This window comes from Actinomadura sp. WMMA1423 (assembly GCF_006547145.1).
In the GTDB taxonomy this organism is placed as follows: Bacteria; Actinomycetota; Actinomycetes; order Streptosporangiales; family Streptosporangiaceae; genus Spirillospora.
Map to the genome: position 1 here is coordinate 2961545 of NZ_CP041244.1, position 25940 is coordinate 2987484.

Consider the following 25940-nt stretch of genomic DNA (forward strand, 5'->3'; position numbering starts at 1 on the left):
TGCGCGCGAGCACAAGCGCATCCCGGCGCACCCGTCCTACGGTGCCGAAACCGCGGCGTAACCGCGCCGTCCCCCACCAGCCATGAGGCGGTCCGCCGTGGACACGGCCGGGCCCACCTCGCCGAAAACCCCTGCACCGAGGATCTGATGGAGCTATTCCTCTTGGCGGCGGCGCTCGTCGTCGTGGCGGGCGCCGGGATCGCGGCCGCCGTCCTGCTGGTCCGCCAGCGGCGGGAGACGGCCGGACTCCGCGCGCAGAACGCCGCCCTGGCCCGCGGGCTCGACCTGCGCGAGAAGGAGCTGCGGCACCTCGCGGACGTCCGGCTGCCGGAGCTCATGGAGTCCCTGCACAACCCCGGCCTGCGCGTCACCGACCCGCTGCACGACCTCGACCGGGAGGCGCCCGCCTACGGGCAGGCGATGCGGACCGTCACCGAGCTGTTCGCCGGGTCCGCCGCGCGCGTGCGGGAGCGGGCCGACCTGTCGGCCAAGTCGACCCTGCGGGCGATGATGCGCGCCGTGCAGAGCCTCGCCAACGAGCAGCAGCTCGCCATCTCCGAGATGCAGGAGCGCCACGACGACCCCGACGTGCTGGAGGGGCTGCTCCGCGTCGACCACATGAACGCCCAGCTCGGGCGGCGCGCCCAGGCCACCGCCGTGCTGTGCGGGTCGTGGCCGGGCCAGCAGCGCTCGGCCTCCTCGATGAGCGACGTGGTGCGCGGCGCGACGTCCCGTATCCGCGACTACCTGCGCGTCAACATCCAGGGCCCGGTGAACACCGCGGTGACCAGCCGGGCCGTGGAGCCGATCGTGCTGACCCTGGCCGAGCTGCTCGACAACGCGGCGCGGCACTCGCGCCCCGACACCACCGTCGAGGTCAACTTCCAGTCCACGCACAACGGCGTCGCCATCATGATCGACGACGCGGGCGTGGCGATGGACGCCGAGGAGCTCGGGCGCGCCGCCGACCTGCTGTCGGGCGACGCGTCGGTCGACATCCACCGGCTCGGCGACCCGCCCCGCGTCGGGTTCGCGGTGGCGGGCGTCCTCGCCGCCCGGTACGGGTTCCGGGTCTCGGTCGACACCCGCTCCCCCTACGGGGGCGTGCGCGCCGTCGTGTTCGTGCCGGCCGCGCTGCTCACCGACGTCCCGGGCGAGCGGGCGCCCGAGCCGGCCGCCGCGTCCCGCCCGGCCGCGCAGGGCCCCGCGCCCGCCGCCGAGGCCGGCGCCCCCGCCACCCCGGGCGGGCTGCCCAAGCGCACCCGCGTCGCGGTCGCCGAACGCCCCGCCGGGGCCGCCGCGGACGCCGGGGACGAGGAGGCGCCCGCCGCGCCGGACCCGGGGGCGCGGCCGCCCGCCAGGCCGGCCCGGGAGACCGCCGCGGGCCTCGGCGCATGGCAGCGCGGCACGCGGTCCGGCCGCGCCTCGGCGCCGTCCGACGCCGAGGGCCCCGGCATCGAGAGCAAGGACCTGCGGCCATGAACGAGGGGTGGAACGGCGCGATGGACGACGGTACGAACCGGCTCGGCTGGATGCTGGACGACGCGCTGCGGATGCCGGAGACCCGCTACGCGATCCTGCTGTCGGCGGACGGGCTGCTCATGGCGCACTCCGCGCGGATCAGCAGGGACGAGGCGGAGCGGCAGGCCGCGGGCATGGCGGGCCTGCAGTCGCTCGCCCGCAGCACCGCCGAGTTCTGCGGGGACGCGGGCACGACCTGGCGGCAGACGGTCAACGAGTTCGACGACGGGTACGTGTTCCTCGTCGCCGCCGGCCCCGGCGCGTACCTGGCGGTGTCGGCGACGCAGCACGTCGACATGGAGACCGTGTCGTTCCGGCTCCAGGAACTCGTCCAGCGGCTGGGCAAGGAGATGACCACCCCGCCGCGGCCGGGCGCGGGCCGTCCCGCATGACCCCGCGCCGCAGCAGGCGGGCCCTGGTCCGCCCGCACGTCGTCACCGGCGGCCGGGCGCACCCCACCCGCAACGTGTTCGACCTGGTCACCCTCGTGACCGCGGTCGGCGACCCGCCGCGCGCCGGGCTGTCCCCCGAGAAGGCGCGCATCGTCGAGCTGTGCCGCGGCGGCGCCCTGTCGGTCGTCGAGATCGCCGGCCATCTGAACCTGCCCGTCGGGCTCGTCAAGGTGCTGCTGTCCGACCTCGTCGACGGCGGGCACCTCACCACCCGGGCCGCCGCGCCCGCCGCCCAGCAGTCCAAGGCCCGGCTCCTTCAGGAGGTGCTCGATGGACTCCGCGCTCGCCTCTGACACCCCCTACCTGCGCGAGAGCGTCCGGACCGCGGTGAAGATCCTCGTCGTGGGGCACTTCGCCGTCGGCAAGACCACCTACGTCGGGACGCTCTCGGAGATCCGCCCGCTGCGCACCGAGGAGCGGATGACGCAGGCCGGGGCGGCCGTGGACGACCTCGCCGGCATCAGGGACAAGACGACCACGACCGTCGCGATGGACTTCGGGCGCCTCACCCTCAGCGACGACCTCGTCCTCTACCTGTTCGGCGCGCCGGGGCAGCAGCGCTTCACCCGGCTGTGGGACGACCTGGCGCGCGGCGCACTCGGCGCGCTGATCCTGGTGGACACCGCCCGCCTCCAGGAGTCCTTCGCCGTCATGGACATCGTGGAGAAGCAGGGCCTGCCGTACGCGGTGGCCGTCAACCACTTCGAGGGCGCGCCGCGGTTCCCCGACGCCGAGGTGCGCGAGGCCCTCGACCTGACGCCGGCGACGCCGCTCGTCAGCTGCGACGCCCGCGACCGCACGTCCTCCACCGAGGCGCTCATCTCGCTCGTCGACCACCTCCTCACCCTGGACGGGGAGAAGCCATGACCACCGACCAGCAGCACGCGGGACGTCCGTACGGCGAGCCGGAGCGCATCGCGCTGTACGGCCCGGAGTTCGCCAAGGACCCGCAGAGCGCCTACGCCCGGATGCGCGAGCACGGCGACTTCGCGCCGGTCGAGCTGTCGCCGGGCGTGCCCGCGACGCTCGTCCTCGGCTACGACGCCGCGCTGGAGATCCTCCGCGACCCCGCCACGTTCCCGCGGTGCAGCGAGGTGTGGGAGGAGCGGGTCGGGCCCGAGTGCCCGGTGCTGCCGATGATGATGTCGCGGCCCAACGCGCTGTTCACCAACGGCGGCGTGCACGCCCGGCTGCGATCGGTGATCGTCGACAGCCTGGACCGGGTCGACCCGGTGTCGCTGCGCGAGAACGTCGGGCGCGGCGCCGACAGCCTCATCGACCGGTTCGCCGCCGACGGCAAGGCCGACCTCATCGGCCAGTACGCCCGCACGCTGCCGCTGCTGGTGTTCAACGCGATGTTCGGCTGCCCCCGCGAGATCGGCGACAAGCTCGTGCGCGGCATGAGCGCCATCTTCGACACCGTCTCCGCCGAGGAGGGCAACGCGCTGCTAGCGGAGGCGACCGGCGAGCTGGTGGCGTACAAGCGCGCCAAGCCGGGCGCGGACGTGACGTCCTGGATGATGAGCCACCCGGCCGGGCTCGACGACCTGGAGATGGCCCACCAGCTCATCCTGCTGGTCGGGGCCGGCACCGAGCCCGAGCAGAACCTCGTCGCCAACGGCATCCTGCTGCTGCTCTCCGACGACCGGTTCGGCGGCGACCTGTCCGGCGGAGCCCTGCCCGTCGAGGACGCGCTCGACGAGATCCTGTGGACCGACCCCCCGATGGCCAACTACGGGACCACCTTCCCCCGCCAGGACATCGACTTCCACGGGTACCGGCTGCCCGCCCACCAGCCCGTGCTGGTCAGCTACGCCGCCGCGAACACCGACCCGTCCCGGGCGTCGGCCGACCGCAAGGGCAACCGCGCCCACCTGTCCTACGCGGGCGGCCCGCACACCTGCCCGGCCAAGAGCCACTCCCGGCTCATCGCGTCCGTCGCGATCGAGAAGCTCCTCGACCGGCTGCCGGACGTCGAGCTGGCCGTTCCGGTGGAGCACCTGGAGTGGCGGCCGGGCCCGTTCCACCGGGCCCTCACCGCCCTCCCGGTCAGCTTCCCGCCCGATCAGGTCCGTCCGTAGCGGCGCGCAACGCGCCGATGATGGCGGCGAGCTGCGTGAGAAGGCCGGCCACGCTGGTCTGGTCGGCGCCGCCCACGGTGACGGTGCGCAGCTCGTCGGGCTTGGGCAGCCTGGCCATGATCTCCGGCAGCGCCGCGATGAGCCGCGCCTGGACGGCCGCGGGCGTCCGCTCGTTCTCCAGCGCGGCGCGGGCGGCGTCCCGCTCCAGGTCGAGCAGCTCCTGCTCGTGCCGCGACCGGGCGCGCAGGCCGGCGAGGGCCAGCTCGCCCTCGGTGCGCATGCGGGCCAGCTCCTGGTCGCGCTCGATGCGCAGCCGTCCCGTCTCGGCCTCCTCCTCGTGCCGCTCGCGCTCCATCCGCAGCGCGTGCCGCGTCGTCTCGGTCTGGAGCTCGGCGACCTCGCGGGAGTCGTCGTGCTCGCGCCGGGTGCGGCGCAGCCTCTCGCCCGCCTCGGTGTCGAACAGCTGCGACTCGTTGCGGGCCCGCAGCTCGGCGAGCTCGCGCTCGTGCTCCAGCCGCTGCGTCTCCTTGACCCGCGCGGCGGCCATCTCCCGCTGCGCGACGGCCTCCTCGGCCTCCAGCTCGGCCAGCCGCGCGATCTGCCCCTGCTCGGCCCGGTAGGGCTTCTGGAGGTTCTCCCAGAGCCGGGACGAGCTGACCACGGCCTCCTTGATCTGAACCGTGACGATCCGCAGGCCGAGCCCCTGGTCGCTGTTGTCCTCGCCCTCGGCGACCGCGCGCAGCCGGGCCGTCAGCTCCTCGATGATCGGCTGCTTGTCGCTGAGGACGTCGCGCACCCCCATCGTGGCGACCTTGTCCTTGATCGCCGCCTCGGCCTGCTCGCGGAGCTGGAGGTTCACCAGCCGCATCGGGTCGTCGCCGCCGAAGTCGAGCTTGCGGTAGGCGGTGCCGAAGTCCTGGATGATCCACTGCACGTAGCCCTGGACGAGCACGCCCTGCAGCTCGCGGCAGATGCAGTACGCGTTGATCAGGATCGTCTGCGTCGCGCCCGGCACCACGAGGAAGGAGTCGGTGGCCGGGTTGAACCGGAACGACACCCCGAGGCCGATGTGCAGCGGCTCGGCGCGACCGCGCCGGGTGTGCACGACGAACGCGTTCGGCGGGACGAGCACGTTCTTCCACCGCCAGAACCCGCTGATCCGCACGTCCACGGGCCCCGGGCCGGGACGGTCGGCGGGGCCCGCGCCGCCGAGGGCGCGGTCGCGCTTGGCCAGCGGGCCCGGTGGCGGGGCCGCGCCCGCCACGCCTGGGGGCGGCGGCGGGGAGCGCCTGGCCTTCAGGTCGTCCTCCAGCACCGCCTGCTGGGCGACCACCTGGTCCAGATAACTGTTGCCCTGGCCTGAAGCGCTCATCTCGCTCCCCCGGAAATCGGTGTGGCCGCTACATTAATGAACCTTTTGTTGGGATGCGTGCGTATTTGTAAAGCGTGGCGACACACGAGGCGACGGCGGCACGCGAAAGAGAACGGCCGGGGGCGGCGACCGACACGCCGATGCTGGCGATCGGGGCCGTGGCGGTGGCGCTGGTCGTCCTCGCCCTCGCCGTGCGGCTCGGCGGCGCGTTCAGCGAGACCGCGGCGCCGGGGCTCTCCCAGGCGGGGGCGCTGACCAAGGCCGGGCTGTCGGCCGCGCGGCTCGGCGGCGACGCGGCCGCCGTCCTCACGGTCGGGTGGCTGCTGGTCGCGGCCGTCTTCGTGCCGGGGACCCCCGCCGGGCGCCGGTGCCTGCGCGCCGCGTCCCTCGCCGCGACGGCCTGGGCGGCGTGCACGCTCGCGCTGATCGTCTTCACCGTCCTCGACCTGTTCGGGGTGGGCGTCACCAAGGTCACCGGCGACATGATGCGGATGTTCCTCCTCGAGCTGCCGCAGGGGCGGGCGCTGCTGCTCGTCCTCGCCGCCGCGGTCGCCGTGTCGGTCGCGGCGGGCCTGCCCCGCGCCGGGAGCGGCGCCGGGTACCCGCTGGCGGTCGCGCTCGCCGGGATGCTGCCGCCGCTGTTCACCGGGCACGCCGCGAGCGGCGCGAACCACTCGCTCGCCGTCTACAGCCTCGTCGCCCACATCCTCGGCGTCGCCCTGTGGGTCGGCGGGCTGGTCGCCCTGGTCACCGCCGCCCCCGCCGTCGGCGACCGGCTCCCCCGCGTCGTCGGCCGGTACAGCGGGCTGGCGCTCGTCTCGTTCGCGGTCGACGGCGCCAGCGGCGCGGTGAACGCCTGGGTGCGGCTCGGCGGCGTCCACCTCGGGTCGCGGTACGGGGCCCTGGTCGTCGCGAAGGCCGCCGCGCTCGCCGTCCTCGGCGCGATCGGCTGGTGGCACCGCCGCGCCACCCTCCCCGCCCTGCGCGGCGGCAGGGGCGCGCGGCCCTTCCTGCGGCTCGGCGCCGTCGAGATCCTCGTGATGGCGGCGACGATGGCGCTCGCGACCGGGCTGTCGCGCACGCCGCCGCCGGAGGTCGCGCCGGGCACGCTGGACGCCGTCGCGCTGCGGCTCGGCTTCCCGCTGCCCGGTCCGGTCGGGGCCGGGCCGCTCCTGCTCGACTGGTGGATCGACCCGCTGTTCCTCGTGCTCGTCGCCGCGGGCGCCGTCCTGTACGGGACGGGCGCCGCGCGGGTGCGCGACTGGCCGTGGCGGCGGAGCCTGTCGTGGGCCGCCGGGCTGCTCGTCGTGCTGGTGGCGACCTGCGGCGGGTTCTCCCGGTACAGCATGGTCCTGTTCAGCGCCCACGCCGTCCAGCACGTCCTCGTCGGCGCGGTGGCGCCGGTACTGCTGCTGTACGGGGCGCCGCTCCGGCTGGCCTCGACGGCGATGCGCGGCGAGGGCGGCGCGCTGCTCGCCGCAGCCGCGGGGAGCCGCGGCGCCCGGGTGCTCACGGACCCGGCCGTCTCGTCCGCACTGCTCCTGCTCAGCCTCTACGCGTTCTACCTGTCGCCGCTGTTCGGGGCGTCCCTCGCCAACCACGCCCTGCACTCGCTGGCGCTGCTGGTCTTCCTGCTCGTCGGCCTGGCGTACTTCCACGGGACGGCCGGGACGCTGATGCCGTTCGCCCTCCTGCCGCTCCACGCGATCGCCGGGATCGCCCTGATGCGGGGCGGCACCGTCCTCGGCGGCTGGTACGAGCACCTGGAGCGCCGCTGGGGCGCGTCACCGCTCGACGACCAGCACCTCGGCGCGCTGCTGCTGTGGACGGGGGCCGCCGCCGTCACGCTCGCCGTCGCGGCGGCCCGCGGGCTCTACGGGCGGGGCACCCGGTCCACGACGCGGCTGAGCGCCTCGACCACCGTCGGGTCGTACTCGGAGGCCGAGTCGAGCCGCAGCCTCTCCAGCACGGCCGCGCCCCGGTCGCGGTCGCCGGAGTCGCCGACCAGGTCGTCGTAGGCGTTGGCGACCTTGATGATGCGGCCGGCGAGCGGCGGCGGGATCGGCCGCTCCCCCGGGTCGCCGGACGGCTCGCGCCCCGTCCGGTAGGGGTGCGACGAGAGCTGGACGATGTGCGCGACCCGGTCCAGCACGCCGGTCTGCTTGATCACCTCGGCGCCGAGCTCGGCGATGCGGCGCTGCTCGGCCGGGGACGCCAGCACCGTCGCTCCGCCCGGGATCGGGTCGCCGAGCGAGAGCTGCCCGATGTCGTGCATGAGGGCGGCGTACTCCAGTTCGAGGAGCTCCGCCTCCGACATCCCGAGCTCGCGCCCCATCGCCACCGCGAGCTTGGACACCCGGCGCGAGTGCCCCGCCTCCACGTAGCCGCCGACCTCGGTGACGCGCGACAGCGCCCGGACGGTCTGCAGGTAGGTGGCGCGGATCCCGGCGTAGCGGCGGAACGCGAACTGCGTCACCAGGATCGGCACCGTGAAGATCAGCAGCGCGGCCTCGCCCATCGCCGTCGTCGCGACCGCGATCAGCATGGCGGTCGCGCTGGTCGCCGCGCAGAGCGCCATCTTCGCGTCGATCTCGTCGCGCAGCGCGATGCCGAACCGCGCCCGCACGGCCTCCGCGCGGATCATCGCGGCGATCAGCATGTCGGTGAAGCAGGCCAGCACCACGACGAAGCACATGACGGCCAGCAGCAGCTGCCAGGGCAGGTCGAGGGGCATCAGCGGCCGGAAGCACAGCGCGACGACCGCGACCGTGAAGAGCCGCCGCGCCATCGCGTCGGGCCGCGCCGACCGGCCGACCGCGATGTGCGGCAGCGAGCCGACCAGCATCCCGGCCGCGGTGACGGCCACGACCTGGAGCGCGGAGTGCTCGGCGGCCACGATGCCGAGCCGCGCGCCCGGCGGGGCGCCCTCCGGGCCGACGCCGACGAGCATCGCGTAGCCCATCGCGCCGGCGCTGGCGATCGGCGCGACCTCCCGGTTGCCCGGCATCACCATGCGGAACAGCTCGCCCAGCGCGATCAGCACGCCGAAGACGAGCGCGACGTCGGGCTGGCGGAGCCCGACCGCCGCGACCTCGGTGACCGCGACGATGACGAACAGCCCGGCCGTGGCGATCAGCAGGAGCTGGCCGGAGTCGATGGTCTGCCACGCCGCCCGCTCGCGGGCCCGCGTCTCGCCGCTCATGGCCGTCCCGTCACTGGCGCACCCCGTCGCCGCCGGCGACCCGCAGGGGCGCGCTCGGGTCGTCGTGGTCCTGCTGGGTGGTCTCGACGACGTCGTCGTCCGGCAGCACGACCGGCCGCGGGGGCTCCCAGCCCTCGCGCTCCAGCGCCCGCAGGAACGCCTCCACCATCGCGGGGTCGAAGTGGTCGTCCATCCCGCGGCGCAGCTCCTCGACGGCCTCCTCCTTGGTGCGCGCGGCGCGGTAGGAGCGGTTCGAGGTCATGGAGTCGAACGCGTCGGCGACCGAGATGACCCGGGCGAACTCGGGGATCTCGTCGCCCGCCAGGCCCATCGGGTAGCCGCGGCCGTTCATCTTCTCGTGGTGGTGCATGATGCCGGCGAGCGCCTCGTCCAGGAAGCCGATCTCCCGGACGATCTCCAGGCCGCGCATCGGGTGCAGCTGGATCGCGGCGAACTCCTCCTCGGTGAGCGAGCCGGACTTCTGCAGCACCTTGGTCGGGACGCCGAGCTTGCCGACGTCGTGCAGCATCCCCGCGTACCGGATCGCCTCGACCCGGTCCGCGCGCATCCCGATCTCCTGGGCGATCATCACCGAGCCGCGGGAGACGCGCTCGGAGTGGCCGCGGGTGTAGAAGTCCTTGGTCTCGACCGCCTGGCAGAGCGCGGCGAGCGTCGCGGCGTGCGCCTGCTGCTGCGCGTAGGCCTGGTCCATCGCCCAGCGGGCGATGAACAGCGGGAGCAGGACGAGGATCGCCGCGATCATCCCGACCCGCGGCCACAGCCCGGCGATGAGCAGGCCGACCATGCCGTAGCCGAGGCAGCCGACGGCGACCTGGCCGCTCTCGCGCAGCAGCTCGCGCGCGGTGGCCTGCCGGCTGAGGAGCAGCACCCCGCCCATCAGCGCCAGGTTGACCACGACGAACGCGACCAGCGCGCCGAAGAAGGGCCCGATGACGTTCTCCACCCAGCGGGCCTGCTCCGGATGGAAGCGGTCACCGTCCAGGAGGTTGAAGACCGTGCCCGCGATGTAGCCGCTGAGCGCGAACTGGGCGCCGTTGAAGAGCCGTTTGACCGGGGCGAAGAACCGCTGCCCGGTGACCAGGGCGCACAGGCCGAGCAGCGCGGCGCCGACCGGGCCGAGCAGCACCACCGAGGCCAGGCTCGCGGCGAAGCTCAGCGACACCCTGGCCCGCGTGATGTTGAGCCGCGCGGGCGCCGAGTCGCAGATCAGGAACAGCAGGGCCAGGACGGCCAGTTTCGACCAGTCGAGGTCCGCGAAGGACGACGTCGCGATGAGGCCCGCCGCGAGAGCGACGACACCGCATACGTACGCCCAGGCAGCGAGAGGTAGTCCACGCATTGCCGCCCCTCGGGGAGTGACGAGATGGCGGGCCGCCACCGGGCTCACACGTGCCGGCCGGCACCTAGACCCAGGACACGCCCTTGGTCATCACCAGCGACCACGGCGTCGGGGCGCCCGGGCCCCGCCCGTCTCCGTGCGGTGTCACGCGCTTGAGCATGGCTCCTTGCCTCCCCCCAGCCGAACCGGGCCGCCGGCCTCGCGGCCGGCCACCGGGACCGGAGCGGTCCAGGTCGTCTCCCGGGCGAGCACGTACCCCGAATTCCTCGGACCGCACGCGCTCAGTCGCTGATTTCGGCCTAAGCCTAACGCGAACCGCCCAGGTCACACAGGCGTGCAGGAAAACGTGAGCAAAGCGTGAACCAATCGTCACCTTAGGTGATCATTTTCCTGATTGAAATTGCAATCAACGCCGCACAAGGCCGGTGCACAATCTGAATGCACGTGCATCGGCGAATGCACGACATAAAACGGCGAAGTCGAGAAAGCAATCGCCCGGGGATTGGGCGTGCGGGCGGTCAGGGGCGCACGGGGTTACGGTCCCGCGCCCAGGCGACCGTCTCCGCCAGCCCTTCGCGCAGCCCCGTCGCCGGCTCCCAGCCGAGCGCCTCGCGCGTGCGCGCCGGGTCGACGGCCATGGCGGGCAGGTCGCCCAGCCGGGGCGGCGCGAAATCCGGCTCGTCGGGCGCGCCCGCCGCCTCCGCCACGAGGGAGTGCAGGTCGCGGTCGGTCGTCTGCTCGCCGGTGCCCACGTTGAGGCGCAGCCCGCCGCCATCCGTCCCGCCGGCACGGGCGAAGGCGTCCACCACGTCCCCCACGTAGACGTAGTCGCGGGTCTGGGTGCCGTCGCCGAAGACCTTGGTCGGGCGGCCCGCCAGCAGCGCGTCAGTGAAGATCGAGACGACGCCCGCCTCGCCCTCCGGCGTCTGCCGGGGCCCGTAGACGTTCGCCAGCGTCAGCGTCGTGAAGTCGATCCCGTGCAGCCGCCGGTACATCCCGGCGTACACCTCGCCCGCGACCTTCGAGGCCGCGTAGGGGGACGCGGGCCGCAGCTCGGCGTCCGGCGGGACGGGCAGCGCGTCCGGCACCCCGTAGACGGCGCAACTGGAGGTGAACACGACCTTGCGCGCGCCCGCGGCGCGCGCGGCCTCCAGCACGTTGGCAGTCCCGAGCGCGTTGACTCGGGCGTCGCCCAGCGGGTCGCCCACGCTGACCCGGACGCTGACCTGCGCGGCAAGGTGGAAGAACACCTCTGGGCGATGGCCCGCCGCCCGCTCGGCGAGGGCCGGGTCGGCGACGTCCATCTCCCACATCTCGACGCCGCGCCGGATGTTCGCGCCCGACGACATGTCGTCCACGCCGACGACCTCGTGGCCGTCGGCGAGGAGCCTGTCGACGAGATGGGATCCGATGAATCCGGCCGCGCCGGTGACGAGGGTGCGCACACCCGCAAGATACCGGTGCTCAGACGCTCTCGGTCTTGCCGGCGTCCCCCGTCGCCTGGATCTCGCCGCAGATCTCCTCGATGCGGCCGAGCACCTTGGCGCGCAGGTCGGTCGGGGCCTGCTCGCACCCGCACGACTTGTTCACGAGCTTCTTGACGGCCTCCTCGAGGCCGTACTCGCGCAGGCACGGCCCGCACTCGTCGAGGTGCTGGCGCACCTCGCCGCAGCCGCCCTGGTCGAGCTCGCCGTCGAGGTAGGTGTAGACGCGGGCGAGAACCTCGTCGCAGGGCGTCTCGTGGTGGTTGCCGCAGCTCATGTCGACCCCCTGCTCGCGCGGGTGAGACCGCGCTCGTCGGCGTAGTCCTCAAGCATGCCGCGCAGCTGGCGCCGGCCGCGGTGCAACCGGGACATCACCGTGCCGATGGGCGTGCCCATGATCTCGGCGATCTCCTTGTAGGCGAAGCCCTCGACGTCGGCGAGGTAGACGGCGATGCGGAACTCCTCCGGCAGTTCCTGCAGCGCCCGCTTCACGTCGGAGTCGGGCAGGTGCTCAAGCGCCTCGGCCTCGGCCGACTTCAGACCGCTCGAGGTGTGCGACTCGGCACGCGCGATCTGCCAGTCCTCGATGTCGTCGGTGGCGGCCTGCTGCGGCTGCCGCTGGCGCTTGCGGTAGGAGTTGATGAACGTGTTGGTCAGGATGCGGTAGAGCCAGGCCTTGAGGTTCGTCCCCTCCTTGAACTGGTGGAAGGACGCGAAAGCCTTGGCGAACGTCTCCTGGACGAGGTCCTCGGCGTCGGCCGGGTTGCGCGTCATGCGCAGCGCGGCCGAATACATCTGGTCCAAGAACGGGAGCACGTCGCGCTGGAAGCGCTCCTGGCGCTGCTCCACGGTCTCCGCGGTGCCCGGTACCTGACCCACCCCCTCGGCTCTGGCGCCCGTGGCCTCGACCGGCCGGGCGGCGCCGTACCTCTCAGACGATATCGACCCTCCAGACGATATCGGTCCGCGCGGCCTGCCGACGCGGGCGGGGGCCCTCGCGTCGCCGCGGGGCGCCGCCGTGCCGGCTCTCCGCTGCTCTTCGGCGACGGCTGTGGTCATCCGGCTCGCACCTCCCATTTCCAGGGCTCTGTGAGAGGGTGCAACACCGGAACGCCCCCGCCGATTCCCCGCCGGGGGCGGTGCGCCGGATCCGGGTCGCCGGGCCCCGTCCCTCACTCAGGGTGATGACCGGGCCCGGGCGGGGAAAGATGTGACATACACGGCTAGAACAGGAGCAATTGGTGCACTCGGTGCCTTCGGCGCGACCTTCCGAGCCCACCATCGCCAGCCTGCGGGACACCTCCGGTGACGGGTCAGGGGACTCCCTCGCGCGCTACTGGACGTTCTACGGGGCGGTGGCGGACGCACAGCTCACCCGGTGGCTGCCGCGCAGGCCGTCCCGGGTGCTGGACATCTCGGGAGGCCAGGGACACAGCGCGGCCCGGGCGGCCGCGGCGGGCCACACGGTGCTGGAGGTGCGCGACCCCGAGCGCCACCGCCGCCCGGCGCCGGGCGGCACGGCGCCGGCCCGGCCCGGCGCCGGCACCGGGCACCCCGCCGCGCGCACGGTCCCGCTGGTCGCCGACTCGGGCACGCTCTCCTACCTCGCCGACGCCTGCGTGGACGCCGTGATCGCCGAGAACCGGGTGCTGTCCCGGCACCTCGCCACCGAGGCCACGATCGCCGAGATCGCCCGGGTGCTGCGCCCCGGCGGCCGGGTCCTGCTCTGCGTCGACTCCCTCACGCTCGGCATGGCGCTGCTGGCCGAGCGCAACTACTGGGCGCACCTGTCGGACGTCCCAAGCGCCGAGGTCGTCCTCGTGCCCTGGCCGGACGGGACGATCACCCGCTCGTTCTCCTCGCACCAGCTCCGCGAGCTGCTGGCCGACGCCGGGCTGGAGGTCGAGTGGATCAGGCCTCGGACGGTGCTGTCGCCGTCGACGGTCGAGCACGTCCTCGGCGAGTCGCCCCGGGCGCTGGAGCGCCTCGTCCGCACGGAACTGGGCGCGCGCCAGACCGACGAGTCGCTCGGCATCCACCTTCTGGCGAGTGCCCGGCGGCGGTGATCCGGCGCGCGTCGCGCGTGGCCGAGCGGCCGTTCTCGCGGGGCGGGCGATTGCCGCGCTCCCCGGATGAAGGCCCTCGCGTCAGAAGAGCCCCTCGGAATGGTTTCCCGAGGCATCCCCGGAATTGGCCGCCTCTATGAGTTCCGGGCCGTTGTTCCGCACGTTGTTGACGGCCTTCGACACCGGATAGGCGTCCATTGTCCCGGCCATGGCGGGAACGAGGAGGCCGCGCACCCGCTCGGGGTCGGTGAGCTCCGGGTCGAGCCAGGCGTCCCACCGGTCCGGCTCGACGATCATCGGCATCCGGTCGTGGATCCGGCCCAGGTCGTCCGGCGCGTTCGTGGTGATGACGGTGCAGGTCCAGACCCACTCGTCCTCGGGCGACTTCCACAACTCGTACAGACCGGCCATCGCCATGACGGCGCCGTCCTTGGGGCGGATGAAGTACGGCTGCTTCTGCGGCTTCTTCTTGGCCTTCTTCTCGCCTTCGGCCGGGTCGGCCGAGCCGTCCTGGTCCTGGAGCGTGTACCACTCGAAGTAGCCGTCGGCGGGCAGCAGGCAGCGGCGCCTGGCGAAGGCCCGGCGGTAGGACGGCTTCTCGTGCACCGTCTCGACCCGCGCGTTGATCATGCGGGAACCGATGGACAGGTCCTTCGCCCAGGACGGCACGAGCCCCCACCGCACGGTCCGCAGCTGGCGCACCGCGGGCGCCTCGTCGGGCTCGTCCTTCGGCCGCCTGTCGAGCACGACAGGGACCTGTTTCGTGGGGGCGACGTTGTAGTCGGGCTGGATGTCCCCGTCGACGGCGTCGAGCTGCACCTGGAACTCGTCCAGTAGCTCCTGCCGCGCGCGGGTGGTGGCGTAGCGTCCGCACATGGGTACCATCCTGCCGCGCTTGAGGCGCGACGCGCTGGGCATGTAGCGGGTCATGCGACCCTTCACGACCATGGCCCGCCCGTTCGTGGCGGCGCCGTACATCATGACCGGCATGGAGGCCCTCCGGAATCCGCGCGAGCGCGCCGAGCGGGTGGGCCCGGCCGTCAAGCCGGTCGCCGACCGGATCGACTGGCTGCCGAAGGACCCCGAGACCCTCGTCCGCATGCAGGGAGCCCTCAGCGTCGGCACCGGCGCGCTGCTGCTGACGGGGAAGTTCCGGCGGCTCACCACGCTGCTGCTCGCGGCCCAGCTCGTCCCCGCGCTGGCGACCGAGCACCGCTACTGGACCGAGGACGACCCCGAGCGCCGCGCCAACGAGCGCTCCCACCTGCTGAAGAACGCCGGCATGTTCGGCGCGCTGCTGATGGTGGCGACCGAGCCGCGCCGCGCGCCCCGCACGGCCGAGCTGCGCCGCATCGCGCGCGAGACGAAGATCCGGAGCGGCGCGGAGACCAAGGCGATGCGCCGCGAGGCCGCCGCGACCCTGCGCGAGGCGCGCCGGGAGGCGGCCAAGCAGGTGCGCGTGGCCCGCGCCGAGGGCGGGCGCAAGGCCGCCAAGCAGGCCGCCAAGGCCTCGCGGAGGGGCAAGGGCGCGCGTTCGGGCGGCGCGTTCCGGCTCGGCAAGGCGAGCGGCGTGCTCAAGTCCGCCAAGGCGGGCGGCAAGGCCGGGGGCAAGGCGGGCGTCAAGGCCGGCGACGTGCTCAAGACGGCCGGGGCGGGCGCCGCGGTCACGGCAAGCAAGGCGGGCGGCGCGCTCAAGACCGCGGGCGCGGGTGCCGCGGTCAAGGCGGGCAAGGCCGGCGGCACGCTCAAGACCGCGAAGACGGGCGCCAAGGCGGGCGGTGCCGTGAAGGCCGCCAAGGCGGCGGGCGGCGCGCTCAGGTTCGGGCGGCGGCCGAAGCCGAGCAAGGCCGCGCGGGCGGGCCGGACCATCAAGGCCGGGACCGCGGCGCAGGCGGCGAAGGCCGCCAAGGCCGGGCGGACCGTCAAGGCGGAGACCGCCGCGCACGCGGGCAAGGCCCTCCACGCGGTCAAGCGCTGACTTCCCGAAGAGAACCTTAAAAGAGGCTCAAATACGTTGAACCATGGCCCGGGGCGGTTCCGTACTGCCAGATGACCGCCCTTCCATCACGACGGAGACGCCCCGGCCATGGCAGTTCCCGGATCGACCGGCCGCCAGAGCGGCGGGTTGCGGAGCCTGCTCCGCCGCCCGGGCGCGGCGCGCGCCGCGCAGGACGCGGCCGACGAGCAGATGGTGGCCGAGCTGTACCGCGAGTACCATCGGCCCCTCCTCGCGTTCGTCCTGCGGCTGACGGGCGGCGACCGCCCGTGGGCCGAGGACGTGGTGCAGGAGACCATGATCCGGGCATGGCGCAGCGCGGACCGGCTCGACGACCGGACGTCCTCGCTGATGCCGTGGCTGGCCACGGTCTCCCGGCGTATCGTGATCGACAACCGGCGGATGCGCGAGGTCCGGCCGCCGGAAGTCGGCGACGGCCCCCTGGAGAACCTCCCGATGGCGGACGAGATGGACGCGCTGCTGCGCAAGGTCGTGGTGACCGAGGCGCTGGAGTCGCTCTCTCCCGCGCACCGGCAGGCGCTGACGGAGACGGTGCTGCGCGACCGGACGGTGAACCAGGCCGCCGAGCACCTCGGGATCCCGGTGGGGACGGTCAAGTCCCGCGTGTACTACGCGCTGCGCGCCTTGCGGATCTCCTTGGAGGAGAGGGGGGTGACGTCATGAGTTCCCAGGTCGAGCACACCGATGTCGGCGCTTACGCGCTGGGCCTTCTCGAAGAGGGCGATCGGCGGGCGTTCGAGGCCCACCTGCGCGGATGCGGTTCGTGCCAGGTCGAGCTGAGGGAGCTGTCCGGGGCGGCCGGCGCCCTTTCCGGGCTCTCGCCCGCCGCGGCCGGGCCCGTCCCCGAGCCCGGCTGGGCGGACCGCGGCGGCGATCCGTCCGTGCCCCCGGCACCGGTGATCGACATGATGCGGCGCCGGCGGCGCGACGACCGGCGGTTCCGGCGCGGCGCCTACGTCGCCGGCTCGGCCGCCGCGGCCGCGGCGCTCGCCGCGGGCATCGGCATCGGCGCCGCCGTGAACGAGGAGGGCCCCGCTCCCAAGCCGCCCGTGACGCAGGCCATCACCGGCGAGAAGTTCCACGCGGCCAACGCAGGCAACGGCGCGTCCGGCACCGTCGGGCTGGTCGACAAGGGCTGGGGCACCCAGGTCGGCCTGGAGCTGAGCGGCATCCGGGGCCCGTTGAAGTGCCACCTGGAGGCGGTGTCCAGGGACGGCGAGCGCAGCGTCGTCGCGGGGTGGAGCGTCCCCGACAAGGGCTACGGCGTTCCGGGCCAGCCGAAGCCCCTCGTGATGCAGGGCGGCACCGGGCTCGCCCGCCAGCAGATCGACCACTTCGAGGTCAGGCTGGACGACGGCGGGACGCTGCTGAAGATCCCCCTCTGACCGCGCGCCCTGATCGTCAAGCCCGCCTCGATCCCCCGCGCCCGCCGTCACCGTCCCGATAACCTTGGGGCATGTCCTCTCCGCACTGGTCCGCCCCGGTCGCCCATGCCCCGGTCGACGCCACCGTGCCGCTGCCCGGCTCGAAGTCGATGACCAACCGGGCGCTGATCCTGGCCGCGCTCGCGGAGGAGCCCGCGCGCATCACCCGCCCCCTGCACAGCCGCGACACCGAGCTCATGGCGGGCGCCCTGCGCGCGCTGGGCGCCGGCATCGGGGAGGACGGCGACGACTGGCAGGTGCTGCCGCGTCGCCTGGAGGGCCCGGCGCGCGTCGACGTGGGGCTGGCCGGGACGGTGATGCGGTTCCTGCCGCCGGTGGCCGCGCTGGCGTCGGGCGAGGTGTCGGTCGACGGCGACCCGCGCGCCCGCGAGCGGCCGATGGGCCCGATCATCACCGCGCTGCGCGCCCTCGGCGCCGAGGTCGACGACGGGGGCCGCGGCGCGCTCCCGTTCACCGTCCGCGGCTCGGGCTCGGTGCCCGGCGGCCAGGTGGTGATCGACGCCTCGGCGTCGTCCCAGCTGGTGTCGGGGCTGCTGCTGGCCGCGCCGAGGTTCGACAAGGGCGTGGAGGTCAGGCACGAGGGGCCGCCGGTGCCGTCCGCGCCGCACCTGGCGATGACCGTCCGGATGCTGCGGCAGGCGGGCGCCGAGGTGGAGACGGGGCCCGACGTGTGGCGCGTCGCGCCCGGCCCGCTGCGCGGCGGCGAGTGGGCGATCGAGCCCGACCTGTCCAACGCGGCGCAGTTCCTCGGCGCGGCGCTGGTCACCGGGGGCCGGGTCACGGTGCCCGACTGGCCGGCCGACACGACCCAGCCGGGCGACGCGCTGCGCGGGCTGCTCGCCGCGATGGGCGCCGAGGTGGCCCGCGGGCCCGACGGCCTGACCGTGCGCGGCGGGGACGGGTTCGGCGGCCTGGAGGCCGACCTGCACGAGGTCGGGGAGCTGACGCCCGTGCTCGCGGCCCTCGCGGCGCTGGCGGGCTCGCCGTCCCGGCTGACGGGCGTCGCGCACCTGCGCGGCCACGAGACCGACCGGCTCGCCGCCCTGGTCACCGAGATCAACGGGCTGGGCGGCGACGTCCGGGAGCTGCCCGACGGGCTGGAGATCCGTCCGCGCCCGCTGCGCGGCGGCGTCTTCCGCACCTACGACGACCACCGGATGGTGATGGCGGCGGCGCTCCTCGGGCTGGCCGTTCCCGGCATAGAAGTGGAGAATCCAGACACCGTGGGCAAGACTCTTCCGAACTTCACCCGGCAGTGGGCGTCGATGCTGGCGCCCGCCTGACAGCAGGGACCGGACCACTGGCACGACGAACGAGCGACTACGACGAGGACGACGTCCGGGTGCGGCCCGGGCGCCGCGGGTCGCGCCCGCGCACCCGCCGCCGCCCCGCGCACGAGGACGCCTCGGCCGGTTTCGTGACCGCGGTCGACCGCGGCCGGTACCGGGTCCTGGCCGACCCCGGCACCGGCGACGAGCGCGCCGTCATCGCGATGCGGGCCCGCGAGCTCGGCCGCAAGGGCGTCGTCGTGGGCGACCGCGTGGCACTGGTCGGGGACGTGTCCGGCGCGCCGGACACCCTGGCCCGGATCGTGCGGGTCGAGCCGCGCACCTCCTCGCTGCGCCGCACCGCCGACGACACCGACCCGTTCGAGCGGATCATCGTCGCGAACGCCGACCGCCTCGTCATCGTGACGGCGCTGGCCGACCCCGAGCCGCGCCCCCGCATGATCGACCGGCAGCTCGTCGCCGCCTACGACGCCGGCATGGCGCCCCTGCTCTGCCTCACCAAGGCCGACCTCGCCTCCCCGGACGGCCTGGTCGCCGAGTACGCGCCGCTCGGCGTCCCCTACGTGGTGACCGAGCGCGGCGCCGACATCGGCGAGCTGCGCGCGTACCTGTCCGGCAGCACCAGCGTCCTCGTCGGCCACTCGGGCGTCGGCAAGTCGACGCTGGTGAACGCGCTGGTCCCGGACGCCGAACGCGCGGTGAGCCACGTCAACGCCGTCACCGGCCGGGGCCGCCACACCTCCTCCTCGGCGATCGCGCTGGAGCTGCCCGGCGGCGACGGCTGGATCATCGACACCCCGGGCGTGCGCAGCTTCGGCCTCGCGCACGTCGACCCGGCGAACGTCCTCGGCGCGTTCGAGGACCTCGCCGAGGGCGCCGCGGAGCGCTGCCCGCCCCGCTGCGACCACCTCCAGGAGGACTGCGGCCTCGACTCCTGGGTCGAGGAGGGCCACGCCAGCCGGACCCGCCTCGACTCCCTGCGCCGCCTCCTCGCGGCCCGCGAGGGCGAGCCCGAGTAGGCTGTGTTCACACAGTCCCGGCCCACTTCGCTCGCCTGGCGGCTCGCTGCGTGACCGTGCCTGGGCGAACGCGGCATCGCTTCGCGATCTGCCCGGTTCCGCTCGCCTTCGGCTTCGCTCCACCGGGCAGGTCACGCGTTCGCGTGCGTGGCCGAGGCCAATTTGAGGCAGGCCCTCTCGCACGCTGCGCTGCGGATCCCGGCCCGCGGGGGTGGGGTGAAGCGCCACAATGGGGGCATGGAGCGGCGCGCGATGCTCAAGGCGGCGGCCCTCGGCGGACTCGGCATCGCCGGGTGCTCCGAGGAGCGGCCGTCCCCGCCGAGGCGTCCGGCACCGCCCCCGGCGCCCCAGCCGACCGGGCCCGCCGACTGGAACGCCCTGGAACGCGGCTTGGACGGCAGGCTCGTCCGCCCGTCCGACGGCTCCTACAAGGAGGCGAGGCGCCTCTACATCCCGCGTTACGACCGCGTGCGCCCGGCGGGCATCGCCTACTGCGAGACCCCGCAGGACGTCTCGGAGTGCTTGGCGTTCGCCACGGTGAAACGGATGCCGGTCGCGGTGCGATGCGGCGGGCACAGCTACGCGGGCTGGTCGACGGGCACGGGCCTCGTCATCGACGTCTCCCCCATGGACGCCGTCAAGCGCGACGGCGACCGCGCGGACGTGGGGGCCGGGACACGGCTGATCGACCTCTACGACGAGCTCGCCGGGAAGGGCGTGAGCGTCCCGTCCGGGACCTGCCCCACGGTCGGCGTGGCCGGGCTGACGCTGGGCGGCGGGCTGGGTGTGACGTCCCGCGCGTACGGCCTGTCATGCGACGTCCTGGAGGCAGTCCGGCTCGTCACGGCGGACGGGCGGGTCCTCACCTGCGACGCGCGGCAGAATCCCGACCTCTACTGGGCCTGCCGAGGCGGGGGCGGCGGCAACTTCGGCGTGGCGGTGTCGTTCACGTTCCGAACGCACGAGGTCGGCGACGTGACGCCGTTCAGCATGCGCTGGCCCTGGCGGAAGGCCGCCGACGTGCTCCGCGGCTGGCAGCGCTGGGCACCGGCGGCGCCCGGCAAGGTCTGGACGAGCCTGCACCTCGACACCGGCCCCGACGACGGCACCCCGGCCGTCGAGGTGGCGGGCCTCGCGCTCGCCGGCGCGGACGGCCACATGGAGCGGCTGACGGCCGCGGTCGGGGTGGACCCCGTCTCCTCCACCGCCCAGAGCCGCTCCTACATGGACGCGATGAAGTTCATGGGCGGCTGCTCAGGGCAGACGGTCGAGCAGTGCCACGGGGAGGGCGACCTTCCCGGGCAGCGCCCCGGCGGCGCCTTCCCCCGCACCGAGTACGCGGGGAAGTCCCACATCGCCTACAAGCCGCTTCCGGATGATGCGATCAGTGCCCTGCTGGACCGGTTCGACAAGGGCAACGACGTCCGGAACCGGTCGGTACTCATGGACGCGATGGGCGGCGCTATCGCGCGGACGGGGCCGGGCGACACCGCCTTCCCGCACCGGAAGGGGCTGTTCTGCGTCCAGTACCTCGCGCCCGACGCGGACTGGCTGTCCGCCACGCACGGCGCCATGGAGCCCTACCTGGGCGGCGCCGCCTACGTGAACTACGTCGACGCCGGCCTCAAGGACTGGGCGCACGCCTACTACGGCCCCAACCTCGACCGGCTCAGGAAGGTGAAGGCCGCCCACGACCCGGGGCGGCTGTTCCGCTTCCCGCAGGCCGTCTAGCCGCGCGTCTCCTCGAAGAGGCTGCGCGCCTTGGCCTCGGCCTCGTTCAGCGCCTGGACGTGCCGGGGCGCGAGCTCCTCGACGCACCGGGTCATCTCCTCGGTCACCTGGCTGAACGCGCTCTCCTCCGCGCCCCGCAGCGCCGCCCGGACGGTCGCGGACCGGGCGCCGAGAGCCGACCACTCCAGCTCGAGACGCGCCACGGCCTCGTCGAACGCCCGGGACGTCTCGGCCCCGGCGTCCTTCAGCTCGCCGGGGATCGGACCGCGCCCCGCCTTGCGCGCCTGGCCCGACAGGGCCGAGATCCGGCCGGCGAGCTCCAGGCCCTCGCGGGCCAGCGGAAGCACCTCGTGGATCAGGTCGGTGACCGCCCTGGCGAGCTCCTCGACCCGCGTGAGCAGCAGCTGCGTCGCCTCCTCCAGGGCCTCGGAGGAGCGCGCGGCGACCCGCTCGGCGACGTCCCGCTGCTGCCGGGACAGCGCCGGGACGACGTCGCGGTCGAGCCGGCGCCGCATCTCGAGCTCCCGGGCGCCGTCGCCGCCGGAGCCCGCGCGGCCGGTCCAGTCGGCCCAGACCCGCTCGATGCGCTCCTCCCCGGAGGCGGCGATCTCCGCGGTGATCTCCTCCAGGGCCTCGCCCACGCGGGCCTTGAGGCGTTCGACCCGCCCGTAGAGCGCCTCGCGCTTGAACGGGTCGTTGAGCTCGTTGAGCTGCGCCTGCAACCGACGGGACACGTCGATGGCGTGCTCGGCCAGGGGGACGAGGCGGTCGGCGAGCCCGTCGAGCGTCTCGGCCCTGCGCGGGTCGGTCAGCTCGGCCACCCACGGGGGAAGATCGTGCGCCATGCCCCCATGCTGCCAGTCCCCGCCGGGCCATGCGGGCCATCGCGCCCGGTGTGCCGCACCTGGCCGCCCGAAATGCCGGAACGGCCCGGGTGGATGTGTCTGGAGAGGCGTTGATCAGGGTAGCGTTGCACGCCGTGGCGGGCTATTCCGATGACCTGCGTCTCGCGCACGTGCTGGCGGACGGGGCCGACGACATCACGACCAGGCGTTTCCGCGCCCTCGATCTCGACATCGAGACCAAGCCGGACCTGACGCCGGTCAGCGACGCCGACCGCAGCGTGGAGGAGCAGATCCGCGGCACGCTGAAGCGGGCCCGCCCGCGCGACGCGGTGATCGGCGAGGAGTACGGCAGGACCGGGTACGGCAACCGCTGCTGGATCATCGACCCGATCGACGCGACGAAGAACTTCGTACGGGGCGTCCCGGTGTGGGCGACGCTGATCGCGCTGATGGAGAACGACGAGGTCGTCGTCGGGGTGGTGTCGGCGCCCGCGCTGAACCGCCGCTGGTGGGCGGCCCGCGGCGGCGGCGCCTGGACGGGCCGCAGCCTCACCCGCGCGACCCGCATGAGCGTCTCGTCGGTGGGCGAGCTGTCCGACGCGTCGCTGTCGTTCTCCAGCCTCAGCGGCTGGGAGGAGCAGGACAGGCTCCCCCGGTTCCTGGAGCTGACCCGCTCGGTGTGGCGGACGCGGGCGTTCGGCGACTTCTGGTCGCACATGATGGTCGCCGAGGGCGCGGTCGACATCTCCACCGAGCCCGAGGTCTCGCTGTGGGACCTCGCCGCCCTCCAGGTCATCGTGGAGGAGGCCGGCGGCATGTTCACCGACCTGTCCGGCGTGCCGGGCCCCGACGGCGGCAGCGTCGTCTGCACGAACGGCAAGCTGCACGCCGAGGTCCTGCGCACCCTGGGCGGCGGCCAGCTCTCCCTCCGCATCTGACCCCCGTATCCGACCCTCCGTATCTGACCGCCCCGGGGCTGACGGGGCCGTCCGGCCATGGCGTTCCGGCGGACTCGCGACATATCGTGGAACAGCGGTCGCCGGACGGCCGTTCATACCTATGAGGGCGGCCCGTCAACGGAGGTACCAGATGTCGACCCAGACCAAGCTAGTGATCGGCGGCGTCGTCGTCGGCTTCCTGACCCTGTTCGTCTTCCCGTGGTGGCTGAGCGCGCTGATCATCCTCGGCGTCCTCGGCGCGCCGCTCGTCGGGTACATGATGCTCGACCCGTCCCAGCGCAAGCGGGTGCGGGCGCAGGGGCGCAAGCGCCTCGGGAGCTGACGGGCCGGGAGGCGCCGGAGCCCGCCCCCGTTAGGGTGCGGGTGTGGCGGAGACACGGGTCGGCGTCGTCGGCGCGGGCATTCTCGGGCTGGCGATCGCGCGCCGGCTGGTGCGGGAGCGTCCAGGGCTGAAGGTGACGGTCCTGGACAAGGAGGACCGCGTCGCGGCCCACCAGACGGGCCACAACAGCGGCGTCGCCCACGCGGGCCTCTACTACGCGCCGGGGTCGCTGAAGGCGACCCTGTGCAGGCGCGGCATCGGCCTGCTCAAGGAGTACTGCGCGGACCGGGGCCTGCCCTACGAGGAGTGCGGCAAGCTCGTCGTGGCGCGCGACGCCTCGGAACTGGCCGCGCTGGAGGAGATCGAGCGGCGGGCGAGGGCCAACGGCGTCCCCGGGCTGCGGCGGCTGGCCGGCGGTGAGCTGGCCGAGGTCGAGCCGCACGCGGCGGGCGCGGCGGCCCTGCACTCCCCCACCACGGCGATCGTCGACTTCCCCGCGGTGGCCCGCGCCTTCGCCGCGGACGTGGCGCGGGGCGGCGGCGAGGTCAGGCTCGGCTTCGAGGTCGTGCGCATCGGCAGGGCGGGCGAGCGCGTCACCGTCGCCTCCCCGCACGAGGAGCTGGCCTTCGACCGGCTCGTGGTCTGCGCGGGCCTCCAGTCCGACCGGGTGGCGCGCCTGGCGGGCGACACCCCGGCCCCGGCGATCATCCCGTTCCGCGGGGAGTACTACCGGCTCGTCCCATCCCGGACCGATCTCGTCCGCGGCCTCATCTACCCCGTGCCCGACCCGCGCTACCCGTTCCTCGGCGTGCACTTCACCCGGCGCGTCGACGGCGGCGTGGACATCGGCCCGAACGCCGTCCTGGCCCTCGCCAGGGAGGGCTACCGGTGGCGGGACCTCCGTCCGGCGGATCTGTGGGAGACGGTCCGCTGGCCCGGCTTCCGCCGCCTCGCCCGGCGCCACTGGCGGACGGGCGCGCGGGAGCTGTACGGGTCGGCGGTCAGGCGGGCGTTCGTCGCCGAGGCGCGCGGCTTCGTCCCCGAGCTGGCGGCGGCGGACGTCGTCCCGGCGCCCGCCGGGGTCCGCGCGCAGGCGGTGGACCCCGACGGCTCCCTCGTGGACGACTTCCGCATCGGCCGGCTGGGCCCGGTCACGACCATCCGCAACGCCCCGTCCCCGGCGGCCACGTCCTCACTGGCCATAGCCGAGTACGTCGCAGACAGGGTGCTCTAGTCCCAGAGTTTGCGGTCGAGGCTGTGGGGGTCGCGGACGATCTCGTCGGCGGGGTCGTCGAAGACCATCACCGCGCGGGCCGCCGGGTCGAAGCGCTCCCAGCCTGGGTCGCCGTCGACGGCGAAGCGGGTCCAGGCGCGGTGCATCCGGTCGGCGAGGCCCTGCGGCGGGTTCGGCCCGGTGAGCCCCTCCCCCTCCGCGACGAGGTTGTCGAACACGAAGCCGAGCTCCAGGGCGTGGCAGGCGCCGAGGTCCTGGTTCGGCGAGCGCCACGCGAACTCGTACATCCAGGTGCGCCCGCCGGACGCGGCGTGCCCGGCGGCGGTGCGGTGGACGGGGATGCGGAACAGGCTGTCGGTGATGATCGCCGCCATCAGCTCGCCGGGCGCCATGTCCGGGTGGTGGGCCCGGTAGGCGGCGGGCAGGTCCGCCGGGACGCCCATGCCCGCGGTGACGGCGCCGACCAGCTCGTCCGTGAGGGCGTCGGCGATCCCGGTCGGCATCAGGAAGAGCCGGAACTCCTCGGTGGTGTAGCCGATGAGCAGGTCCACGTCCCGCCCGGCCCCGGCGGCGATCGCGTCCTCGGGGCGCCGGGCGATCAGCTCGCCGTCCAGGACGGGCGTCAGCGCCATGCCGCCCGCGGCGGTGGTGGCGCCCCAGCGGCCGGGGTCGGGCAGCGCCGCGACCTCGGCGGCGACGGCGTTCTGGACGGGAATGATCGCGGCCGGGTCGAGCGCGGCGAACGCCTCGGCCGTGGGCGCCGCACCGAGCCGGGCGGCGATCTCCTTGGTGACCAGCAGGGCGTCGTCCGGGTCCTGGGCGATGCTGCCCGCCCCGCTCTGGGCGACGGCGCGGTGGAAGAGGCCGAGGTCGAGGGAGAGCAGGGTGGTGACGCTCATCGCGCCGGCCGACTCGCCGAACACGGTGACCCGCCCGGGATCGCCGCCGAACGCCGCGATGTTGTCGCGGACCCACTCCAGCGCGGCGATCTGGTCGAGGAGCCCCCGGTTGAGGGGCGCGCCGGGCAGGTTCGCGAACCCCTCGACGCCGAGCCGGTAGTTGATCGTCACGCAGACGACGCCGTCCCGGGCGAAGGTGTGGCCGCTGTAGAGGGGCACGGCGCCCGACCCGTTCCGGAACGCCCCGCCGTGGATCCACACCATCACCGGCAGGCCCTCACCGTCCGGCGAGGCGTCCGGGACGCGGGGGGTCCACACGTTCAGGTTGAGGCAGTCGTCGCCCGGGATGTCGGGGTCGGGCAGGAGCGAGGCGAACACCCGCGGGTAACCGGGCTTGGGCGCGGTCGGCCCGAACTCGAAGGCGTCGCGGACACCGTCCCAGGGCTCCGGAGGGCGGGGCTCCTTGAACCGGTGGGCCCCGAAAGGCGGCGCCGCGTAGGGGATCCCGAGAAAGGCGGTGACACCGTCCCGCACCCTGCCTCGGACCTTCCCGTAGGACGTCTGAACGACCGCCATCCCGCGCCTCCGGTTCTAGAACACGATTCGACAGCCAGAGCGTACGGGAGGAGGCCGCCTCGGGGA

24 protein-coding genes and 1 pseudogene are annotated in these 25940 nt (G+C 74.1%); 16 read left to right on the forward strand and 9 right to left on the reverse strand.

Annotated elements, in window-relative coordinates; genetic code table 11:
- Positions 1-147 precede the first annotated feature (147 nt).
- Genes FKD65_RS13760 through FKD65_RS13780 form a run of 5 tightly spaced genes read left to right on the forward strand, consistent with a single transcriptional unit; the run spans position 148 to position 4054 of the window.
- Complete coding sequence (locus FKD65_RS13760; protein ID WP_141577880.1) at positions 148-1482, forward strand: ATP-binding protein; 1335 nt, start codon at positions 148-150, stop codon at positions 1480-1482.
- Positions 1479-1913 (forward strand): roadblock/LC7 domain-containing protein, encoded by a 435-nt coding sequence (locus tag FKD65_RS13765; RefSeq protein ID WP_235037444.1) that lies wholly within the window; start codon positions 1479-1481, stop codon positions 1911-1913. The genes FKD65_RS13760 and FKD65_RS13765 overlap by 4 nt, the downstream gene beginning before the upstream one ends.
- On the forward strand, positions 1910-2266 hold the full coding sequence (locus tag FKD65_RS13770) for a DUF742 domain-containing protein (RefSeq protein ID WP_141577881.1): 357 nt from the start codon (positions 1910-1912) through the stop codon (positions 2264-2266). Before FKD65_RS13765 ends, FKD65_RS13770 begins: the two co-directional genes overlap by 4 nt.
- Entirely contained in the window at positions 2244-2840 is a 597-nt protein-coding gene (locus FKD65_RS13775; protein WP_141577882.1) for an ATP/GTP-binding protein, read from the forward strand. The genes FKD65_RS13770 and FKD65_RS13775 overlap by 23 nt, the downstream gene beginning before the upstream one ends.
- Complete coding sequence (locus tag FKD65_RS13780; protein ID WP_141577883.1) at positions 2837-4054, forward strand: cytochrome P450; 1218 nt, start codon at positions 2837-2839, stop codon at positions 4052-4054. The genes FKD65_RS13775 and FKD65_RS13780 overlap by 4 nt, the downstream gene beginning before the upstream one ends.
- Here FKD65_RS13780 and FKD65_RS13785 read toward each other — a convergent pair.
- On the reverse strand, positions 4023-5426 hold the full coding sequence (locus FKD65_RS13785) for an SPFH domain-containing protein (RefSeq protein WP_141577884.1): 1404 nt from the start codon (positions 5424-5426) through the stop codon (positions 4023-4025). The two genes, FKD65_RS13780 and FKD65_RS13785, sit on opposite strands and share 32 nt — an antisense overlap.
- 626 nt (positions 5427-6052) lie before the next feature.
- On the opposite strand from FKD65_RS13785, the pseudogene FKD65_RS45500 reads away from it, so the two are divergent.
- Positions 6053-7279 (forward strand): annotated as a pseudogene (locus tag FKD65_RS45500) (cytochrome c oxidase assembly protein); the annotation flags it as partial.
- Between the two features lie 20 nt (positions 7280-7299).
- On the opposite strand, the gene FKD65_RS45505 reads toward FKD65_RS45500, so the two are convergent.
- The 5 genes from FKD65_RS45505 to FKD65_RS13815 all read right to left on the reverse strand — a co-directional run bounded on the left by FKD65_RS45505 (position 7300) and on the right by FKD65_RS13815 (position 12351).
- Positions 7300-8628, reverse strand: a complete 1329-nt coding sequence (locus tag FKD65_RS45505; RefSeq protein ID WP_141577886.1) for an HD-GYP domain-containing protein — start codon at positions 8626-8628, stop codon at positions 7300-7302.
- Positions 8629-8638: 10 nt separating this feature from the next.
- Positions 8639-9988 carry an HD-GYP domain-containing protein gene (locus FKD65_RS13800; protein WP_141577887.1) on the reverse strand — a complete coding sequence of 450 codons (1350 nt, stop codon included), beginning with the start codon at positions 9986-9988 and terminating at the stop codon, positions 8639-8641.
- A gap of 518 nt (positions 9989-10506) precedes the next feature.
- A complete protein-coding gene (locus FKD65_RS13805; RefSeq protein ID WP_141577888.1) occupies positions 10507-11433 on the reverse strand; it encodes an NAD-dependent epimerase/dehydratase family protein in 927 nt (308 codons plus the stop codon).
- A 19-nt stretch (positions 11434-11452) separates the two neighbouring features.
- Positions 11453-11749 carry a mycothiol system anti-sigma-R factor gene (rsrA, locus tag FKD65_RS13810; protein ID WP_141577889.1) on the reverse strand — a complete coding sequence of 99 codons (297 nt, stop codon included), beginning with the start codon at positions 11747-11749 and terminating at the stop codon, positions 11453-11455.
- A complete protein-coding gene (locus FKD65_RS13815; RefSeq protein ID WP_141577890.1) occupies positions 11746-12351 on the reverse strand; it encodes a sigma-70 family RNA polymerase sigma factor in 606 nt (201 codons plus the stop codon). The genes rsrA and FKD65_RS13815 overlap by 4 nt, the downstream gene beginning before the upstream one ends.
- 362 nt (positions 12352-12713) lie before the next feature.
- Here FKD65_RS13815 and FKD65_RS13820 point away from each other — a divergent pair, with 362 nt between their 5' ends.
- Positions 12714-13538, forward strand: coding sequence for a methyltransferase domain-containing protein (locus FKD65_RS13820; protein ID WP_368367245.1), 825 nt, complete (start codon positions 12714-12716; stop codon positions 13536-13538).
- An 81-nt stretch (positions 13539-13619) separates the two neighbouring features.
- On the opposite strand, the gene FKD65_RS13825 is transcribed toward FKD65_RS13820, so the two are convergent.
- Positions 13620-14414 (reverse strand): SOS response-associated peptidase, encoded by a 795-nt coding sequence (locus tag FKD65_RS13825; RefSeq protein WP_168221032.1) that lies wholly within the window; start codon positions 14412-14414, stop codon positions 13620-13622.
- 52 nt (positions 14415-14466) lie between these two features.
- On the opposite strand from FKD65_RS13825, the gene FKD65_RS44895 reads away from it, so the two are divergent.
- From FKD65_RS44895 to FKD65_RS13855, 6 genes are all read left to right on the forward strand, one after another.
- Entirely contained in the window at positions 14467-15516 is a 1050-nt protein-coding gene (locus FKD65_RS44895) for a DoxX family membrane protein (RefSeq protein ID WP_205718656.1), read from the forward strand.
- 108 nt (positions 15517-15624) lie between these two features.
- The gene (locus FKD65_RS13835) at positions 15625-16218 is read left to right on the forward strand and encodes a sigma-70 family RNA polymerase sigma factor (protein WP_141577891.1); all 594 of its coding nucleotides are present in this window, start codon (positions 15625-15627) and stop codon (positions 16216-16218) included.
- Positions 16215-16940 carry an anti-sigma factor gene (locus FKD65_RS13840; protein WP_141577892.1) on the forward strand — a complete coding sequence of 242 codons (726 nt, stop codon included), beginning with the start codon at positions 16215-16217 and terminating at the stop codon, positions 16938-16940. Before FKD65_RS13835 ends, FKD65_RS13840 begins: the two co-directional genes overlap by 4 nt.
- Positions 16941-17011: 71 nt before the next feature.
- On the forward strand, positions 17012-18283 hold the full coding sequence (aroA, locus tag FKD65_RS13845; RefSeq protein WP_141577893.1) for a 3-phosphoshikimate 1-carboxyvinyltransferase: 1272 nt from the start codon (positions 17012-17014) through the stop codon (positions 18281-18283).
- A 17-nt stretch (positions 18284-18300) separates the two neighbouring features.
- Positions 18301-19308: a ribosome small subunit-dependent GTPase A gene (gene rsgA, locus FKD65_RS13850; RefSeq protein WP_141586813.1), complete on the forward strand. Its 1008-nt coding sequence runs from the start codon at positions 18301-18303 to the stop codon at positions 19306-19308.
- A 237-nt stretch (positions 19309-19545) separates the two neighbouring features.
- Positions 19546-21039: an FAD-binding oxidoreductase gene (locus tag FKD65_RS13855; RefSeq protein ID WP_141577894.1), complete on the forward strand. Its 1494-nt coding sequence runs from the start codon at positions 19546-19548 to the stop codon at positions 21037-21039.
- On the opposite strand, the gene FKD65_RS13860 is transcribed toward FKD65_RS13855, so the two are convergent.
- On the reverse strand, positions 21036-21884 hold the full coding sequence (locus FKD65_RS13860) for a hypothetical protein (protein ID WP_141577895.1): 849 nt from the start codon (positions 21882-21884) through the stop codon (positions 21036-21038). The two genes, FKD65_RS13855 and FKD65_RS13860, sit on opposite strands and share 4 nt — an antisense overlap.
- A 134-nt stretch (positions 21885-22018) precedes the next feature.
- Here FKD65_RS13860 and hisN point away from each other — a divergent pair, with 134 nt between their 5' ends.
- The 3 genes from hisN to lhgO all read left to right on the forward strand — a co-directional run bounded on the left by hisN (position 22019) and on the right by lhgO (position 24399).
- Positions 22019-22822, forward strand: a complete 804-nt coding sequence (hisN, locus tag FKD65_RS13865) for a histidinol-phosphatase (RefSeq protein WP_141577896.1) — start codon at positions 22019-22021, stop codon at positions 22820-22822.
- Between the two features lie 151 nt (positions 22823-22973).
- Entirely contained in the window at positions 22974-23165 is a 192-nt protein-coding gene (locus tag FKD65_RS13870) for a hypothetical protein (protein ID WP_141577897.1), read from the forward strand.
- A gap of 43 nt (positions 23166-23208) precedes the next feature.
- On the forward strand, positions 23209-24399 hold the full coding sequence (lhgO, locus tag FKD65_RS13875; protein WP_141577898.1) for an L-2-hydroxyglutarate oxidase: 1191 nt from the start codon (positions 23209-23211) through the stop codon (positions 24397-24399).
- Here the strand turns inward: lhgO and FKD65_RS13880 are convergent.
- Positions 24396-25874, reverse strand: coding sequence for a carboxylesterase/lipase family protein (locus FKD65_RS13880; protein WP_141577899.1), 1479 nt, complete (start codon positions 25872-25874; stop codon positions 24396-24398). The genes lhgO and FKD65_RS13880 overlap by 4 nt on opposite strands.
- Positions 25875-25940 lie beyond the last annotated feature (66 nt).

What these genes read in the sequence shown, in the direction of transcription:
- FKD65_RS13760 (WP_141577880.1), top strand. Translation starts at nt 148, where the DNA reads ATGGAGCTATTCCTCTTGGCGGCGGCGCTCGTCGTCGTGGCGGGCGCC.
- FKD65_RS13765 (WP_235037444.1), top strand. Translation starts at nt 1,479, where the DNA reads ATGAACGAGGGGTGGAACGGCGCGATGGACGACGGTACGAACCGGCTC.
- FKD65_RS13770 (WP_141577881.1), top strand. Translation starts at nt 1,910, where the DNA reads ATGACCCCGCGCCGCAGCAGGCGGGCCCTGGTCCGCCCGCACGTCGTC.
- FKD65_RS13775 (WP_141577882.1), top strand. Translation starts at nt 2,244, where the DNA reads ATGGACTCCGCGCTCGCCTCTGACACCCCCTACCTGCGCGAGAGCGTC.
- FKD65_RS13780 (WP_141577883.1), top strand. Translation starts at nt 2,837, where the DNA reads ATGACCACCGACCAGCAGCACGCGGGACGTCCGTACGGCGAGCCGGAG.
- FKD65_RS13785 (WP_141577884.1), bottom strand. Translation starts at nt 5,426, where the DNA reads ATGAGCGCTTCAGGCCAGGGCAACAGTTATCTGGACCAGGTGGTCGCC.
- FKD65_RS45505 (WP_141577886.1), bottom strand. Translation starts at nt 8,628, where the DNA reads ATGAGCGGCGAGACGCGGGCCCGCGAGCGGGCGGCGTGGCAGACCATC.
- FKD65_RS13800 (WP_141577887.1), bottom strand. Translation starts at nt 9,988, where the DNA reads ATGCGTGGACTACCTCTCGCTGCCTGGGCGTACGTATGCGGTGTCGTC.
- rsrA (WP_141577889.1), bottom strand. Translation starts at nt 11,749, where the DNA reads ATGAGCTGCGGCAACCACCACGAGACGCCCTGCGACGAGGTTCTCGCC.
- FKD65_RS13825 (WP_168221032.1), bottom strand. Translation starts at nt 14,414, where the DNA reads ATGTGCGGACGCTACGCCACCACCCGCGCGCGGCAGGAGCTACTGGAC.
- FKD65_RS44895 (WP_205718656.1), top strand. Translation starts at nt 14,467, where the DNA reads ATGCGACCCTTCACGACCATGGCCCGCCCGTTCGTGGCGGCGCCGTAC.
- FKD65_RS13835 (WP_141577891.1), top strand. Translation starts at nt 15,625, where the DNA reads ATGGCAGTTCCCGGATCGACCGGCCGCCAGAGCGGCGGGTTGCGGAGC.
- FKD65_RS13840 (WP_141577892.1), top strand. Translation starts at nt 16,215, where the DNA reads ATGAGTTCCCAGGTCGAGCACACCGATGTCGGCGCTTACGCGCTGGGC.
- aroA (WP_141577893.1), top strand. Translation starts at nt 17,012, where the DNA reads ATGTCCTCTCCGCACTGGTCCGCCCCGGTCGCCCATGCCCCGGTCGAC.
- FKD65_RS13855 (WP_141577894.1), top strand. Translation starts at nt 19,546, where the DNA reads ATGGAGCGGCGCGCGATGCTCAAGGCGGCGGCCCTCGGCGGACTCGGC.
- FKD65_RS13860 (WP_141577895.1), bottom strand. Translation starts at nt 21,884, where the DNA reads ATGGCGCACGATCTTCCCCCGTGGGTGGCCGAGCTGACCGACCCGCGC.
- FKD65_RS13870 (WP_141577897.1), top strand. Translation starts at nt 22,974, where the DNA reads ATGTCGACCCAGACCAAGCTAGTGATCGGCGGCGTCGTCGTCGGCTTC.
- FKD65_RS13880 (WP_141577899.1), bottom strand. Translation starts at nt 25,874, where the DNA reads ATGGCGGTCGTTCAGACGTCCTACGGGAAGGTCCGAGGCAGGGTGCGG.